General features: G+C 60.0%; 10 protein-coding genes. 8 read left to right on the top strand and 2 right to left on the bottom strand.

The window, feature by feature from the left end; genetic code table 11:
• Positions 1-299: 299 nt before the first annotated feature.
• Entirely contained in the window at positions 300-1,325 is a 1,026-nt protein-coding gene (locus tag HDE80_RS22250) for a hypothetical protein (RefSeq protein ID WP_255483875.1), read from the bottom strand.
• Between the two features lie 309 nt (positions 1,326-1,634).
• Positions 1,635-2,207 carry an ECF-type sigma factor gene (locus HDE80_RS16870; RefSeq protein WP_184672840.1) on the bottom strand — a complete coding sequence of 191 codons (573 nt, stop codon included), beginning with the start codon at positions 2,205-2,207 and terminating at the stop codon, positions 1,635-1,637.
• A gap of 155 nt (positions 2,208-2,362) precedes the next feature.
• On the opposite strand from HDE80_RS16870, the gene HDE80_RS16865 reads away from it, so the two are divergent.
• The 8 genes from HDE80_RS16865 to HDE80_RS16830 all read left to right on the top strand — a co-directional run bounded on the left by HDE80_RS16865 (position 2,363) and on the right by HDE80_RS16830 (position 16,889).
• A complete protein-coding gene (locus tag HDE80_RS16865; RefSeq protein WP_184672838.1) occupies positions 2,363-3,325 on the top strand; it encodes an EAL domain-containing protein in 963 nt (320 codons plus the stop codon).
• A gap of 872 nt (positions 3,326-4,197) precedes the next feature.
• Entirely contained in the window at positions 4,198-6,060 is a 1,863-nt protein-coding gene (locus HDE80_RS16860; protein ID WP_345776471.1) for a hypothetical protein, read from the top strand.
• A gap of 282 nt (positions 6,061-6,342) precedes the next feature.
• Entirely contained in the window at positions 6,343-6,729 is a 387-nt protein-coding gene (locus HDE80_RS16855) for a hypothetical protein (RefSeq protein ID WP_184672834.1), read from the top strand.
• A gap of 113 nt (positions 6,730-6,842) precedes the next feature.
• On the top strand, positions 6,843-9,677 hold the full coding sequence (locus HDE80_RS16850) for a serine/threonine-protein kinase (protein ID WP_184672832.1): 2,835 nt from the start codon (positions 6,843-6,845) through the stop codon (positions 9,675-9,677).
• 455 nt (positions 9,678-10,132) lie between these two features.
• The gene (locus HDE80_RS16845; protein WP_184672830.1) at positions 10,133-11,263 is read left to right on the top strand and encodes a serine/threonine-protein kinase; all 1,131 of its coding nucleotides are present in this window, start codon (positions 10,133-10,135) and stop codon (positions 11,261-11,263) included.
• Between the two features lie 201 nt (positions 11,264-11,464).
• A complete protein-coding gene (locus HDE80_RS16840; RefSeq protein ID WP_184672828.1) occupies positions 11,465-12,127 on the top strand; it encodes a hypothetical protein in 663 nt (220 codons plus the stop codon).
• Between the two features lie 776 nt (positions 12,128-12,903).
• Positions 12,904-13,914 (top strand): helix-turn-helix domain-containing protein, encoded by a 1,011-nt coding sequence (locus HDE80_RS16835; protein ID WP_184672826.1) that lies wholly within the window; start codon positions 12,904-12,906, stop codon positions 13,912-13,914.
• A 434-nt stretch (positions 13,915-14,348) separates the two neighbouring features.
• Positions 14,349-16,889, top strand: a complete 2,541-nt coding sequence (locus HDE80_RS16830) for a PKD domain-containing protein (RefSeq protein ID WP_184672824.1) — start codon at positions 14,349-14,351, stop codon at positions 16,887-16,889.
• Positions 16,890-17,024 lie beyond the last annotated feature (135 nt).

Here is a 17,024-nt window from a genome sequence, read left to right as displayed (position 1 = left end):
GGATGGCGTGGCCCAAAGGGGGGAACCAGGGAAAGGCCACACCCGCGTCGACGGCAGATCGCCGCCAACGCTGTAGCAATCAGGAATGCGGATTGGGATACAAGAACCCGACACGCAGTGATAGTTTGTCGAAGCCGAATCGATGGCGCAGCCAACACGACAAAGGTGAATCAATCGGAAGATCCAGATAAATGGACCGCCGCATCGAGCAGCGATACCTCACCGCGACTCGGTCATCGTCACGACTTCCGCTGGGCGCACTGCGCGGCTTTGTCAGGGGTGCGTTCTGCTTGGGTGTCTTACGCGGGAATGCGTTCAAGATGATGAAGACCACTCATCTCGTAACGCAAACCTGTCGGCGCACCGATGGCGTGAGCCACGGAATGCTTCAGACTCTCGGCGAAGTTTCCCGTGTACGTCTTGTACCCATGATGGGTGAGATCGGACAGTGCGTCGACGTGGATCGTTCCGCCGATCGCCTCCCACAGGCGGCAGAAATGATAGTCCTCGGAAAGGAAGCGCTTCGTCGTGGGGTCGACTGAGGTGTCGAAGAAATTGAAGAAGTTGTGGCTCGCTATCTCCCCGATACCATCCGGAACGTAGCTCAGCTCGGGGTAGGCGACTTTCATTCTGTCGAAGACGCCCCGCTTGATGCACATGAAACCCGTCGGCGCTTCTCGCACCTGGACGAACCCGTCCTCGTCGACATCCACGCGGACTACAGCGTCATCGGAATGTCCCGTATTCACGGTGTAACGGGCGCAACGGTCGACGAACTCACGATAGTTCATGCCCACCGTGAGACCCTCGGCCGGCCACTGATCCACTTTCAGTGGATAGATGCCGGCGGCGATGTCGCGATCGGATAAGAGGAGCCTCAAAAGGGCCTCCGTACGAAACCCGATGTCGGCGTCGACCCATACCAGATGTGTCCAAGCAGGGTCATCCAGGAACGTCGCCACGCAACGATTCCGCGCACGCGTAATGAGACTCTCCCCAGCGAGCGTATAAACGCAGACCGGCATCTCGAACTGACGGACGTCGTTGATAAGATTCAGAACGCTTTGAAAATAGTTGACGAATACCGAGTGGCTATGCGTCGGCGTGACAATCAGCGGCCTGAAGTGCTTGAGGTGACTTACGTCCAACATGACAAACGTGTCCTCGATGTTTGGGGAGCGACCGCAATCGATCGCCGGGAAGCACCCCGACGCCGACCCGACACCACCTGGCACAGGGCAAGCGCGTGGTTGAAGACGATGCGATACAGGCGCGAATTCATGCGGACCCATCCTTGGATGGGCATACAAGAGGGCTTCGGCCATGCAATCGGCCTCGAAAGAACTCCTCAGGTATCTCCTAATGCGCAAGCGCACGGCAGAACCCGACATGACCGCCCGAATGCGTTCGCAAAAAATGGCGGGGAGAAAGTCCGGATATCTCCCCGCTGAATTCATGCAGTGCCTCACGACATGGCGGTCGCAGCCGTCCGCATCCGTGCGGATCAACGGGATTGCCTCGGGCTAGGGGGACAGAGGCAGTCGTTGCGCCTTTGGAACCGGCAAGGCAGCGACTTAGAGACGATCTATGTCGCTTACCGGATGAATGCGCGGTATCGGACCCAAACACGACAGCTAGACATGGTTGTCGGCCAATTGCACGAGCAAAAAGGCACGTGCCTTACGCCAATAGCGTTGCACGGTACGCTCAGTGACTTCGAGGTTCTCGGCGATTTCTCGTTCGCTGTAACCACCGAAGTAGCGCCACTCGACCACCTTGGCCAGGACGGGATCGATCTTCTCCAGTTCCGACAACGCGTCGTCCAACGAAAGGACTTCGCCTGCCGGATCGGCGATCTGCATTTGGGATGCATCGAGGGTGAGATGCATAAGCCCCCCTCCCCGCTTCTGCGCACCCACGTGGCGCGCATGATCGACCAGTATCTGGCGCATGGCATTCGCCGCAATGCCCAGCAAGTGACCACGATCCTTTGGCGCCATCCTGGAATTGACGATACGGAGATAGGTCTCGTTGACGAGCGCGGTCGTGTTGAAGCTGCCGCCGCCGCGGCGCAGCTGGCTACGGGCGCTTCGCTTCATCTCCGCATAGACGGTTGAATATGCCTCGCCCAAGGCGGCCGAATCGCCCTTCGCGATCCGATCGAGCAAGTCCGAGAAACCATCCGTCTCACTGTCCGTTCCGTTCATACGTCGCCCTTGCCGTTCCCGCCATCGCCAATCTACATCGATGTGTCCCACCGTAGGGCCGTCCCGTCCATAAATATTTTACATCCGCTGTCGGGTTTCCCAGCAAATCGCCGCATTCCCAGGTGAGTACGTCAAGCAGTCACCTGGAAACGCCCATGGCCAACACACACGCACACACCGTGCCCTCCGCGGGCCCGGGCGGCGCGTCCGCACCGCAGTCCGCACCGCACCATCTTCCCGTCGAACAAGTGGACGCGCGTGGCGCATTGGCACGCGGAGAAATCGAACTGTGGTTTCAGCCGGAGTTCCGCCTTGCCGATGGCAAGGTCGTCGCCGTCGAAGCCTTGGCACGCTGGAGGCATCCCACCCGGGGCATCCTGCGTCCCGACGCTTTTCTCACACAAATCGTTGACGAGGGCCTTGGCGTAGCCCTTACACGGCAGGTCATGTCCGCGTGCCTGGCCTGCCTTACGACCCTGGATCGTGCCGGACACAGCGACGTCGCGGTCGCCATGAATGTCCCATGGGACTGGATCGTCGACCGCAAGAACGTGGACGAGCTGATTCGCCTCACGGAACAGGCCGGACATCATCCCTCGCGCATGATCGTGGAGATCGTCGAGAGCGCCCCGCTGGTCAGGAACGCACACGCACTGCGCAACCTGAACGTCCTCCGGGCACATGGATTTGTTCTCGCGCTCGATGACTTCGGCACGGGCTACAACGCCCTCGAACACCTTCGCTATATGCCTCTGAACTACATCAAGATCGATCGTTCGTTGGTCGAGAAATGCAGTGACGACGTACGCGGCGCACGGCTCCTGCAGGGCATCGTCGCGATGGTGCACGGTATCGGTGCGGCGGTGACCGTCGAAGGCGTATCGCGTGAGGATGACCTGAACTTCGTCCTTGCCCTCAACGCCGACCTGGCACAGGGAAACCTTCTCGGCGAGGCCATGCCCATCGGCGCGCTGATTCCGTGGCTCTCAGGCCTGTGCAGCGACCAGCGTCGAGGCGGACGTCGCATGCGCGATGAATCGTTCTCCGCCATGACGCGCGATCGGCCGCTCCCATCAAGGCAGCGCGGTCGGCCCACTTTCTTCGGTGCTCACGTTTAAGGAATAACGACGCATGCACCGTCGTGTCGGGTTTGCTGGAGATTTTGCGCATTACCAAGGAAGTCAGAGTCTTCCTAAAAAAACCTCTGATGTTTTATTCCTGCCTGAGTAGGGCTGCGGTTTTTTGCGTGCCCCTGTCACGCGAACTGACTCCGCTGAATCAAGCAGTTGCGGATCGATGCCATCGATCGAATGGATCCAGGTATCGAGCGTTTATTTGTTCCGGTGTTGGCATTGAATGCGTGCAGCGACGCTTGTTCGGCCGACATGTCCCGCATGTTCTCTTTCTTCTGTCTTAAATCTCATTATTATTTAGGTAAAAACGTATGAACAGAGCATATCGATCTATTTGGAACCAGAGCTTAGGCACGTGGGTTGCCGTATCGGAATTGGCCTCCGCGCGAGGAAAACCGGGCAAGGCGAAGGTGCTTGGTGCGGTCGCGCTGGCAGCCATGTCTTTAGTGCAGAGTCACGCCGCGTATGCGCAGTCCACCACCATTCCCGTAGGTACCGCCTCCGGCGCGAATGCTATTGCCATAGGAACATCGTCCTCAGCACTGGCGGCAAATACAATTGCGATTGGCACGGGCGCTACCAACGCCGTCGGCACGACTACTACTCCTGCCACGGGTGCTATCGCAATAGGAGCCTCGGCCAATACGAATGGGTCTAACACAATCGCGATTGGTACGGGCGCTATCGTTACCGTCGGCTCTTCCTTGGCCATTGGAACTGGCGCTAGTGTGAAAACCGCAGTCAATGGAATCGCGATTGGCACGTCAGCTAGCGCTGGCGGTCTTGTCAACTCCACGGCCATAGGCTCGGGGGCGAACGCGGCAGCCGGCAACTCAACAGCTCTTGGGTCAAATGCCGTGGCTTATGGGACGGCCTCTGTCGCGCTGGGGTCGCTAGCCACCGCCGGCCTGCCCGGTCAGGTTTCATCTGGGCAAGTCGCGCTTGGGAATAACAGTAACGCCATCTACGCTAACAGTGTGGCGCTCGGCACGGGCAGCGTCACCGGGTCGGCTGCGCCCACGGGCAAGGGCTACCTGACGGGCACGGCGGCGCCGCTTTCCGAGGTATCGGTAGGCAGCTCCACCGCGTTGCGCCGGATCACCAACGTGGCCGATGGCTCCGCGCCGCAAGACGCGGCCACCGTGTCGCAGTTGACCGCCGGCATGACCACCACGACCACCAGTATCGCGAACTTGTCGAGCAGCATCGCAAACGGCACCCTGGGCCTGGTGCAGCAGGCAAGCGCCGCGCCGGGCAACGGTGCGATCACGATGGGCTCCAGCACGGGCGGCACCAGCGTCAACTTCACGGGTACCGCGGGCGCACGTCAGCTCAACGGGGTGGCCGCCGGTACGCTGGCTACCGATGCCGTCAATCTCGGCCAGCTCACCTCGAGCATCGGTCAGGCCACCGCGCTGGCAGTGAACTATGACGCTGCCGACATGGGCAACCTCACGCTGGGTGGTGCCAATGGCACGGTGATCCACAACGTTGCCGCCGGTACGCTGGCTACCGATGCCGCCAATGTTGGCCAGGTCGATTCAGCCGTCGCATCCGAGGTTGGTCAGGCGACCGCGCTGGCGGTGAGCTATGACGCCACCGACAAGGGCAACCTCACGCTGGGGGGAGCCAACGGCACGGTGATCCATAACGTCGCCGCGGGCAGCGCCGCCACTGATGCGGTGAACATGAGCCAGCTCAACACGCTGAGCGACCTGGAGAGTCAGGACGTCACGGCAATCAACAACCTCAATAGCCAGATGACGACCGTCAACAACCAGATGACGACCGTCAACGGGCAGATCACAACGCTTACCGGCGAGATGACTGGCGCTCAAAGTGACATCACCACGTTGCAACAGACTCCGGCAGGTACAGGCACGCCCAGCACGATTGCAGTGGATGGTAGTGGTAGCGCTACCGCCACCGCTTCGGGTGGCGTAGCGGTGGGCAGCGGCGCAAAGGCCGGCGGCACCAACGGCACGGCGATCGGTGGCAACAGCTTTGCCGCAGGTCCGAACGACACGGCATTGGGTGGCAATGCCCAGGTGAATGCGGACGGCAGCACGGCAGTAGGCGCCAACACCACCATCGCCGCGGTAGCGACAAATGCAGTGGCCGTCGGCGAGAGCGCATCGGTGACGGTCGCTTCGGGTACGGCGATTGGCCAGGGCGCGTCGGTAACGGCGGCCAATGCCGTGGCACTGGGCCAGGGTTCGGTGGCCAACGTGGCCAATACGGTATCGGTCGGCACGGCCACCAACCAGCGCCAGATCACCAACGTGGCGGCCGGTGTGCAGGCGACGGACGCGGCCAACGTCAACCAGGTCAATGCGGCACTGGCTACGGCCAAAACCTATACCGATACGAGCGCACAGCAGACGCTTTCGGCCGCCAATGCCTATACCAACCAGGCCATCACGGGAGCCAACGGCAATCTCACCAACTTCGAAAGCCAGGTGAGCGACCAGTTCCAGACGGTGGACAAGCGCATCGAACAGCAGGGTGCCATGAGCGCGGCATCGACGCAGATGGCGATCAATGCGGCCGGTGCGACGGGGAATGGTCGAATCGCCGCAGGTGTGGGTTATCAGGCATCGCGCAGCGCCATTTCGGTGGGTTACGCCACGTCCATCGGCAGCAAGGCACACGTGAGCTTCGGTGCCACGGCCAGCGGCTCGCAGACGTCTGTGGGCGCCGGTTTTGGACTTGATTTGTAATCGCTGAAGCGTGCATCCGGTCTGGCATGGCGACACCATGTTGGACCGGAATTTTTTTCGGACACGAACTTGCAGAGATCGGCAACAACCAGCCCCCAGCGTAGCCTTCGGCGCTTGATTCTCTGACGGCCAAAGCACGGTCGGCGCCGGCTTTGGCTACGACCTTCACTGATCGGATGACCGCGATCACCTGGCTGGCACCTGCCAGCCAGATCGTGAAACGTGTTGGATCCGGAATGGAAGCTTATGACCCCGCCTCCGTCAGATGTATGGAAGCCCTCGATGACCGCGCCCAGGCCTTCCCCGTTCCCGGACAGTCTCACCGTCTATCCCAACTATCGCTGGCTGATCAAAGCGCTTGTCACCCATGCGTTAATCATCCAGGTGGGCTGCTGTTTCATCGCCATCGTTCTGGTGCAATCGACCGGAGGCCTGTGCAACGGCTGCCACCCGAGCGCGGGGGAGGCGATGGGGGCGCTTTCCGGCTGGGGCATCCTGTTGGGATCCGCTGTTACGCTGGTCCAGAGCGTACTAAGCGTCGCCGTCTATTTCCTGTTTCGCCTTATTGACCGTCCGCCCTACCATCTTCGGCCCTTAGCCATCGTGCTTTTGGCGGCCTACCTTCTGTGGCCCCTGTTAGCGTTTTTTTCGTGGTTGGATGCGCCCTGACCTCTTTGGAGCGACAGGTCACGCCGCTTTACGACACCCGGAGTCGGGCGGATGATCGCTATACAGGGCGATCGATCTTCGTCTTCCACGACATCTCATTCGGCGAACCTGACATGGACAAGCCAGAGCCCTCTTCGGCGCTCCTGCGAGCGCTGGGCCTGCTCGATGAATACCTCGAGATCGGCGGTGTGGCTAGACGGCTTCGCCTCATCCGTTTGCGCAGGCGCGATCCTCAGACGGCGGCGCAGTTGGAACGCTTGATTGCCGCCGATGAGCAGCGCGACGATCGGTTCGATCGCGGTCTTCCCGAGTTCACCATGTCGGTTACCGAAGGGCGTGATCTCGAAAACATACTCGGTCAGCGCATGGGCGCATGGCGCATCGAAAGCATCCTCGGTCACGGCGGCATGGGCGCTGTGTATCAGGCGCAACGTGCCGACGGCCATTTCGAGCAAAAGTGCGCCCTGAAGGTCGTTCGCGTCGACATGGCGTACCCCGGCGCACGCGAACGTTTCCTCGAAGAACGCCAGTTCCTCGCTCACCTGAGTCATCCCAACATCGCCTCTCTCATCGATGGCGGCATTGAGAACGGTCTGGTGCCTTGGTTCGCGATGGAGCTCATTGATGGCGTGCCGATCGATCAGTGGTGTGCGCAACGAAAGCTCGATGTCCGTTCGCGCGTCAAGCTGATGCTTGGCGTGCTTGACGCCGTTCACTATGCCCACAGCCAACTGGTCATTCATCGGGACATCAAGCCGTCCAACCTTCTCGTCACCGCCGAGGGAAAGGTGAAGCTCCTCGACTTTGGCGTCTCGACACTCGTCACCAGCCAACATCCCGATAATGAAGGTCGAGGGCGCATCTTTGGTACACCTCGCTTTGCCGCGCCCGAGCAGATGAAACCGGGGCCGGTCAGCATCGGCATCGACATCTACGCACTCGGCCTGCTGTTTCATTTGCTCCTTTGCGGACGGCACGCGAGTGGCGCCTTCGTCAACACGAGAAGCCCAAACGACAGTCTCGCATCGGGACCGGTGGGAAGGCACATGTCACGCGCCGCTCGCGGGCTGAGCGCAGCCGAAGCGGCCGCCTGGTCGTCCAGTCCGCGCGCACTGGCCCGCGTGCTGCATGGCGACCTCAATGCCATCGTTGCGCGATGCCTTGAGCATGATCCGGTGCGACGCTACACCACGGTCGACGCCCTGAAACGCGATCTCTACGCGTGGCTGGACCGCCGCCCGGTTCGCGCGCGGCCCCGTACCTTCCTGTATCTCACCGAACGCTTCCTGTTGAGGAATCGGTGGCCCATTCTTGTACTCACGCTGGTACTTGTCGTTGGCGTGGTTGCCCTAACCTCGGCATGGCATAACGCGGCCACGGTGCGCAAGGACAACGAACAAGTCCATCAGATGCTCAACGTGTTCAACGATGTATTCAGCCAGGCCGACACGTTCGGCTATGGCAACCGGACATTCACTGTCAAAGACGCTGCCGACCGCAGCTTTGCACGCATCTTGTCCGATACGTCGCTTGACGCCGTGTCACGAAGTCGCATGTTGCTCAACGTGGGTCGAATCTACTATGGGCTAGGATTGCTCGACAATGCATGTGAGGCCCTCCGCCGAGCCGTCGCGGTTGCCCCACCTGGCGGCACGGACCAGGCCAACGCCCTCCTCGACTTGGCGATCTATACATACAACCAGGGCAAGCCAGGGGAGGCGCTCGAAATGTTGACGAAGGCCTCGGCCCTCGTCGACGCGCTTCCGTCCAGCCCACTGAACGATATTCTCAGTGCAAAGATCATCATTCGCAGAGCCGCGATGGAGGTGATTCTGCGCAATTTTCCGCCTTCGGTGTACATCAGGAATATCGACAGGGCTCTGGATCTTATCGATAGACATCCGGACGTCTTCGTCGGCGAGGTCATCGCAACCCGCGTTGCCGTGGCCGAATTGTTGATCCATTATTCTGAGAAGCTAGAACTTGCATCTGAACAACTTACCGCCACCCTGGATGCGGCGACACGACATGGCCTCAGGCGCTCGACGGCGGCGCTTACGGCGGAAACCTTGCTCCCTTCGATTTACCTGCGCATGGGCAAGCTCGACATGGCCCGCACTGACTTCGAAGCAGCCATCCGAGACTGGAAGGCAGCCTACCCCGACGCGCCACGACTTGTCGTCACCTTTACGCAGTATGCAGACGCCCTGGAGAGATCCGGGATGTTCAGCCACGCTGTCGATGCATCACGTGAAGCCATGCGCATCCAAAACAAACTCCTGCAGAGCCATCCGGAGGCCGGCCTATGTCGCCCCATGTGCGCGGAAGTACCGCTCGCCCAGGCCCTTCAGATGAGCGGAGACTTCACCAATTCATCGATCCTTCTTCGGCCCTTCCTCGAAAAGCTGCGCGCGCCGGATGGTCCTCGATACGATGTCGTTCTTGCCTCTGCGCTGGCCCTGTTAGCCCGTAATGATCTTTACACCGGCGACGTGACCGAGGTACCCGCCCTGCTTCATGAGGCAGATGCCCTCGTCGCCGCCATGGCGACAACAAGGGAGGATGTCGTCATGGTCAGAGGGACACTCCACGAAATCAAGGCGGAGTCCTGCCTCGTCGATGCGGATTTTGCCTGCACAATCCGCGAGGGCGAACTTGCCGCGGCTACATTCAAAGCGGCTACCTATGGCGGAACGCAAACCGCCAGCCAGCCGGCCGACCTGCTGTTGCAACGGAGCATTGCCGTGGCGATGCTTGCACGAGCGGACACTGCCCCCGCGGGCCAGGCGCGCCTTGACGCCGCCGCGACCCTTGCTCTGGCCCGCTATGGCACGTGTAGCCCGATCACCCGTGCCATTTGGGATCAGCGCCCCGTGCTCTCGTGGCTGGCACTCCAGGAGGCGTCCGCGACCGTGTGCGGATCGTCAGGTGCCCATCCCAATCACTGAATCGACGCAGACGAATTAAAGCCTGTCGGTTTTGCCGGCGGCTTTGCGCATCTATTCGCGAGTGCCCAAGGCCTCAGCTAAATCGCACTCGGTTCCATGCCCTCCTGCCGGCGTATAGGTCGTAGGTCGTGCTTTGGGTCAGTTCTCGCCTGCGGATAGGCCGCCACACTCTGCGCCCGTTGCTCTCGTGGCTGGCACTGCAGGAGGTGTCCGCGACCGCGTGCGGATCGTCAGGCGGCCGCCCCAATCATTGAATCGATGAAGACGCATACGTTAAAGCCTGTCGGTTTTGCCGGCGGCTTTGCGCATCTATTCGTGAGTGCCCAAGGCCTCGGTTCCGTGCCCTCCTGCCGGCGTATAGGTCGTAGGTCGTACCTCGTGTCAATTCTCGCCTGCGGATAGGCCGCCACACCATGAAGACATCAGCATCCGGCGCAGCGCTTCGTCTCCGCGCCATGGCCTTGTTTGACGAATACCTGAATCTGAAGGATTTCCGGCGGACCCACTGGCTCGCCCGTCTGCGGTGCGACGAGCCGCCGGAACTCACGGCCGTCGTAGACGCCCTGGTCGCCGCCGACCGCGACACGGACGGGCGTCTGGAGCATGGCGTACCCGACTTCACCCTGTCGAACGTGCGTGCGACCGCGATGACCGGCATGCTGGGCAGCCGCCTGGGACCATGGCAAATCGAGAGCGCCATCGGGCATGGGCGCGTGGGCGCTGTCTATCGAGCCCATCGTGTCGACGGGCTTCTCGAACATCCGTGCGCGCTCAAGGTTGTCCAGATCGAGATGGATGAAACCAATGCGCGCGATCGCTTCCGCGTAGGGCCAAAACAGTTGGCACGCCTTGCCCATCCAAACATCGCAGCGTTCCTGGGCAGCGGTATGGAAGGTGGAACGACCCATTGGTTCGCCATGGAGCTGGTTCAGGGCGAACCGATCGACGTCTACTGCACGCGGAAAAAACTCACCATCAAATCGCGCGTACGGTTGATGATGGCTGTGGCAGACGCGGTTTGCTACGCGCATAGCCGGCTGGTTGTGCATCGAGATATCAGACCCTCGAATCTGCTGGTCACCGCCGAAGGAAATGTGAAACTTCTCGACGTCGGTATCTCGGCTCTGCTCGCCGAGCGCCTGATACCGGAGCGCAGACTGGCCAACCACGGCGCGAAACCGCGCTTCGCGGCACCCGAGCAACTCAAGGGTGGATTTGTCACCACAGGCATCGATATCTATGCCCTCGGGCTCATCCTCCACCTCCTGTTGTGCGGCCAGCACGCGTTCGATCATGTCACTCTCGCCATCAGCTATATGGACAATGTGGCCCCGCGCTACATCCCGGGGCAGATGTCGCGAGTAGCCAGGGTAATGCGTCGCGAAGAAGCCGCCACTTGGTGGTCGTCCTCACGCCTGCTCGCTCGCTCCCTCAAGGGAGACCTCGATGCGATTGTCGCTCGCTGTCTTAAGACGGATCCAGCCGATCGCTACGCGACGGCCGACGAACTGAAGAATGACCTCGCCGCGTGGTTCGACATGCATCCAGTCATAGCGTGGCCGTGGGGTATCCAACGTCGTCTCTAGGTTCATGGACGTGCGGCATTTTTGCGCACGCCGCCCTTATGAGCGTGACGTTTCCACGGAATTGAGTAGCACGAAGCCTTTAGAGCCCGACCCCATGCATCGAGGCGATCGGATACGGAGAGGCATTTTTTTAGAAGAACAGATCATCGGGTTCCTGCGGGAACCCGCACACAACACAACGCATTCACCAGGAGCAACACCATGAAAACCTTTATCACTACCGCCGTCGTTTGGGTCGCCCTTACGGCATCGTTTGCGGCCCATGCCGCCCAGCCCGTTGCGGCCGTCGCGCCGAAAGCAACTCAGACTGCGCAGACTGTTTCGCGGATCGCCGGTTCCATTCTCGATTCTGACCAAAAGACCGTCCCGCTGCCGTCATCGTTCAAGCTGCCGATCAAGGCGAGCGCTGCCGTGACCGCACTGGCCATGGAGCCGGGCGATCCGGAAGATATCCGCGGCCTGTGCATTGCCAAGCCCGACGAGGCGGATACCTGCGGCGCCTACATCCAATCCGAGGCCAAGCCCCAGGCCTGCACTTTCGATCCGCACAATGGCCAGGCCGCGAGCTTCTTGAAGCAAGGTTTCTTCTGCCATGGCGCGACCGAGCCGAAGTGGGTCCACGCCCCGCACGTGGCGTTTTGCGACGTTCGTGACATTGAACTCAACGCCTGCATCGCCAAGTACGCGCAGTTCCTGGTGAACCGTCCCGATCCGGCCCGTCAGACCTTCCAGTTCAAGGTTCGCGCGAGCGACGGCACAGTCAGCACGGTAACGGTGCTGACGACCGCCAAGCAGAACGCGGGGGACGCCGAAAGGATGGCAGTAGAGGGCAAGACAGGCGCGACCGTGCTGGCCCGCCTGTAACTGTTTCCCAAGCGCAACGCGCCTTGCCAGCGATAAACCATCGCAGTGTGCGGCAGAGTGGCGACGACGCTGCGATGCGTACTCAAACATTTTACTTGAAGGTGTCGTGTACACCCGGACATTTACGCATACCTATCCTGAGGCACTGACCGTGCGCGAGGCGCGCCGTGCAGTTGATCGATGGAGGTAACTATGAATTGTTTGATGCGTGAAATCGCTGTTTTCTCTCTTTGGGTCACAACCATGGCCATCGCATCAAATGCTCATGCGACATTCGATGGAAAGATTACTTTCGGTGGCGCCATTACCGTGCCCACCTGTGCCGTGGCGACGTCGGCCACAACAGCGACCGAAAGCATTCCAGCCGCGCCTACGAACATGCAGTGCACGAGCTCTGGCACAACGACATCGGTGCAACACACAACGCGCATAGAGCCAATCACAGACTCGGAGCAGGAACGCTTACTCAGCTACTTCAGAGACTATCTCCGTGCGGCCCAACCCGCAGCCACACCGCGACTTATCACCAATGTCTACGATTGATAGCCTTTGAAAAGCCCCTGGTGGCATCGTTCGCTAGGTCCACAAGATGATCGTTATCGCGGGTGACAAAGCTACCCCCGATAACGCTCCCTGATCACTTGCTCGGCATCCGCTCGGCCACGCGATCCGATATCACGTGTGTTTGAGCGTGACCACGCAGCAGTATTAGTCCAGGTCCTTTGCAAATCACTGGCTCATCTCAATTTGCACCAGAGCTAACAATGGGAGTCGACTTGCAAAATCAATCTAGCCGAACCGAGACGGACGCTTTACGGGCGCTCGACATGAAGGTGGACGAGCTTAAAGTTTACGAAAGCTTGCTCGAACGCCCTGGATCTACGCCTGTCGATGTCGTCGCCGCAAGCAATTTTTCTGCGGGTCACGTTCGCCGCTTGCTTGGCGACCTCGAATCCAAGGGTTTCGTCACTCGCTCTCCTGAACGCGTAGCGAAGTACCACGCGGTTGCGCCTGACCTGGCCTTTGGTGCACTGGTCGCCCAACGTCAGAGTGGGTTGCAAGCCGCCTTGGGCCTGGGCGAACGCTTAGCGAAGATACGGCCATTGAGCAGCGCCGATAAGGGTGACGAGTTGACCGTCGAACTGATTACCGGACGCGATGCCTTGACGCGCGTCATCAGTCAATTCTACGAAAATGCAAAGTACGAAATACTCGAATTTGACCGCCCTCCATATGTAAATCCTTTCGAAACGCACATGGCCACGCATGTGTCCATGAAAGACCGCAAAGTGATTTGCCGGACCATATGTGACACCACGAAGTTGGACTGGCCCGCGGGTGCTCAACATATTCAAGACTGCCTCATCGCTGGCGAGGAGCAGCGGCTGTACGAAGGGGTGCCGATCAAGGCCGCCATCATCGATCGTCGCATGGCGTTGGTGCCATTGCATTTAAAAAGCGCTAGTGACTCTGGTCTGCTGCTTCGACCATCACTGTTGCTCGATACGCTGTGCGCGCATTTCGACATGTTGTGGCAACTCGCCGTACCAATCAGAGCGGATGGTGCACTCGACACCAACGCGGGTAAATTCGAGTCCGCCGAGTTGGAGCAACTCGTCGCATTTCTCGCGAATGGCCTGAAAGACCAGGTGATCGCGAATCGTCTAAAAATATCCGAACGCACGTTTGAGCGTCGCATCTCTCTGTTGCAAAAACGACTGAAAGCCAACACGCGTTTTCAGGCTGGCTGGAACGCAGCAATGCGTGCGGTAAGCAAATCGAGGTAACGGATCTTCCGGCCTTCGTTAGGTCAACGAGGGACTCAAGTCTTCTCGCTGACGGTAATCCGTCATGGCGATTATCCGTCAATAAAAGGCGGAAATCAGCCATGGCCAATTCCCGCCAAGTTTTCATGCTATTTCTTTGCAGGCGATTAGCGCTGGGGAATTCTTTGATGCGGTTAATCGCGTGTTACTTAGGGAAACTTTGCCATACGCATGGATGCTTCAGTCAGAAAGTAATGCACTGAATTGACCGATTGCGATGCCGAGGTACATGGAGAGTTGGGAGCGTCGGCGTTTTTGGGTTTTGCGTGTCGCCGGGCAATTCTTGAGTGGAGGGGCCGCACTGACGTGCGGCAAAGAATTAAAGACTAGCGCATGGGGCTCACGTAGCCGCATCAGCCCCGTTTGTCCTTATAAAAACCAACCGGAGTTCATTCATGTCGAACTACACACGCCACAACCCTACGCGCCTCAAGCTGCTGGCCGCGGCCATCAGTATGACCATGGCCGCGTCGGTGTCTGCCGCACCGGCAAGCAATGCGGTGGCCAGCCCCCTGTTCGCCACCGTACGTCACGCAACGCAGTTGGACACAGGTGACCAGGTCACTGGCCTGCTGAGCCAGGCGCAACCGATGCGAGTAGCGGTTTCGCTGAAGCTGCGCAACAAGGCCCAGTTGGATGCGTTCATCGCCGATCCGCATCATTCCAATCTGACGTCGGCCCAGTTCGCGGAGACGTACGCACCGACCCAGGCGCAGGCACAAGCCGTGGCGGACTATCTGAATAAAGCCGGCTTCTCGAATGTCACGATCGCCCCCAATCGGCAATTGGTGACCGCAACGGGGCGTGCCGACACCGCCGCCGCCGCGTTCCAGACGTCATTCGTGAGGGTGAGGACGCATGATGGCCGCGACGCTTACGCCAACTCCAGCGACGTGAAGATTCCAGCCGCGCTGCAAGGGACGGTACAGGGAGTACTGGGCCTGCAGAACGTACATATCTTCCATACCTATGCGCGGCCGCTTACGACAAGTGGAGTGAGCACCAACGCCAGCGGCACCATGAGCGCGCACAGTCCGACCGATTTCCCGGCGATCTACAACGTTGGCAGCACGGTCACCGGATCGAGCGTCAACGTCGGCGTCATCACCGAAGGCAGCATGACGAACGTGCAGAGCGATTTCAGCACGTTCCTGGGCCAGCACCCCAGTCTCGGCAATATCCCGCTGAACGTGGTGCCGGTGGATAGTGGTAGCACCGACGTCAGTGGCGACGCCGAGTGGGATATTGACACCCAGAACATCGCCGGCATGTCCGGCGGCGTCAAGTCGCTCACCCTGTACGCCACCTCGAGCATGAATGACCAGCCGATCATCGATGCCTTCAACACGGCAGTTACCGACAACACCGTGCGGATCATCAACGTCTCACTCGGCGAGTGCGAGAGCGGCATGGAAACGAATGATGTCGACACCGGCGACAACATCTTCGAACAGGCCGTTGCGCAAGGCCAGACGTTCTCGGTTGCCACCGGCGACACGGGCTCCAACGAGTGCGCCAATGGCACCAACACGGTTGGCTGGCCAGGCAATTCGCAGTACGTGGTCGCGGTGGGCGGCACCAACCTGTACACCACAGGCACCACGTATGACTCGGAAGCTGTGTGGAGCACCGCTGAGGGTGCCGGTGGCGGCGGCGTGAGCACCTTCGAAGCGCAGCCGAGCTGGCAGAAGAATGTCGGTGCGAACAACGGCAGCAACTATCGTGGCATGCCCGACATAGCGTTGGAGGCCGCACCGGAATCCGGCAGCACCATAATCCTCCACGGTAGCAACGCACAGTACGGCGGTACCAGCCTTGCCTCGCCGCTGTTTGTGGGCGTGTGGGCACGCACGCTGGCTACCAAGTCCTCGCTTGGCTTCGCCGCTCCGCTGATCTACGCGGATGCCGCGAAGAACTACGCGACGGACTTCCACGACGTCACCACGGGCAACAATGCGTGGAATGGTTCACCGGGTGAAACCGCCGCCGTGGGCTGGGATTACGCCAGCGGCTTCGGTTCGATCAACATCGCGAACTTCGTGGCCAACGTTACCGGGGGCGGCAGCACGGGTGGTACACCGACTGCCAACTTCACCGACACGATCAGTGGCCTGACCGCTACCTTCACCGATAGCTCCACCGATTCGGGCGGCACCATCAGCTCGCATGCGTGGATCTTCGGCGACGGCAGCACTTCGACGGCCACCAGCCCAAGCCACGCCTATACGGCCGCGGGTACTTACAGCGTGACCGAGACGGTGACCGACAGCGTCAGCGGCAAGACCAGCGCCAAGACGGCGTCGGTGACGGTCAGCAGTGGCGCCACAGGTGGCACACCGACGGCTAACTTCACCGACACCGTCAGCGGTTTGACGGCGACCTTCACCGATAGCTCCACGGATTCGGGCGGCACCATCGGCTCGCATGCGTGGACGTTCGGCGACGGAAGCACGTCGGCCGTCGCCAGCCCGAGCCACACCTATGCCGCTGCTGGCACCTATAACGTCACCGAAACGGTGACAGACAGCACGAGCGGCAAGACCAGCTCGAAGACGGCTTCGGTGACGGCTACCGCAAGCGGTGGCCGCGTGTTCTACAGTACCTCGCCCGTCACTATCGGTGATGACGCTTACGTCACCAGCCCCATCACAGTCTCCGGCGTGTCGGGCGACACCGAATCGACGGTACAAGTCCACGTCAACATCACCCATAACATGTCAGGCGACCTGTATGTCGGGATCACCGATCCGGCGGGCAACACCGTTTGGATACAAGAGCCTAACTTCACGACCGTTGGTAGTCTCAACACGACCTTTACAGTTCCCACTACAGGGAATGTGGTTGCCAACGGGACCTGGACGCTGACGGTGTATGACTTCGACTTGTACGGTAGCGGTGACCACGGCACGTTGAACAACTGGAACATATCGCTCTGATAGTGAAGAGTGCACAAGGAGAAGAGTGCGCAAGGATGCGCGTCGACCATTGCCTGTGAGAGCCTCTCGGCAAAAGGGAGGTTCTTCGATAAATAACTAAAACTGATATTTTTGGTACTCCCTGACTGGCCAGTT

The organism is Rhodanobacter sp. A1T4, from assembly GCF_014207185.1.
In the GTDB taxonomy this organism is placed as follows: domain Bacteria; phylum Pseudomonadota; class Gammaproteobacteria; order Xanthomonadales; family Rhodanobacteraceae; genus Rhodanobacter.
Note: the sequence above shows the minus strand (reverse complement) of the source record. Positions and strands in the feature narration are given on the sequence as shown.

What these genes read in the sequence shown, in the direction of transcription:
- HDE80_RS22250 (WP_255483875.1), bottom strand. Translation starts at nt 1,325, where the DNA reads ATGGCCGAAGCCCTCTTGTATGCCCATCCAAGGATGGGTCCGCATGAA.
- HDE80_RS16865 (WP_184672838.1), top strand. Translation starts at nt 2,363, where the DNA reads ATGGCCAACACACACGCACACACCGTGCCCTCCGCGGGCCCGGGCGGC.
- HDE80_RS16830 (WP_184672824.1), top strand. Translation starts at nt 14,349, where the DNA reads ATGTCGAACTACACACGCCACAACCCTACGCGCCTCAAGCTGCTGGCC.
- HDE80_RS16855 (WP_184672834.1), top strand. Translation starts at nt 6,343, where the DNA reads ATGACCGCGCCCAGGCCTTCCCCGTTCCCGGACAGTCTCACCGTCTAT.
- HDE80_RS16850 (WP_184672832.1), top strand. Translation starts at nt 6,843, where the DNA reads ATGGACAAGCCAGAGCCCTCTTCGGCGCTCCTGCGAGCGCTGGGCCTG.
- HDE80_RS16845 (WP_184672830.1), top strand. Translation starts at nt 10,133, where the DNA reads ATGGCCTTGTTTGACGAATACCTGAATCTGAAGGATTTCCGGCGGACC.
- HDE80_RS16840 (WP_184672828.1), top strand. Translation starts at nt 11,465, where the DNA reads ATGAAAACCTTTATCACTACCGCCGTCGTTTGGGTCGCCCTTACGGCA.
- HDE80_RS16870 (WP_184672840.1), bottom strand. Translation starts at nt 2,207, where the DNA reads ATGAACGGAACGGACAGTGAGACGGATGGTTTCTCGGACTTGCTCGAT.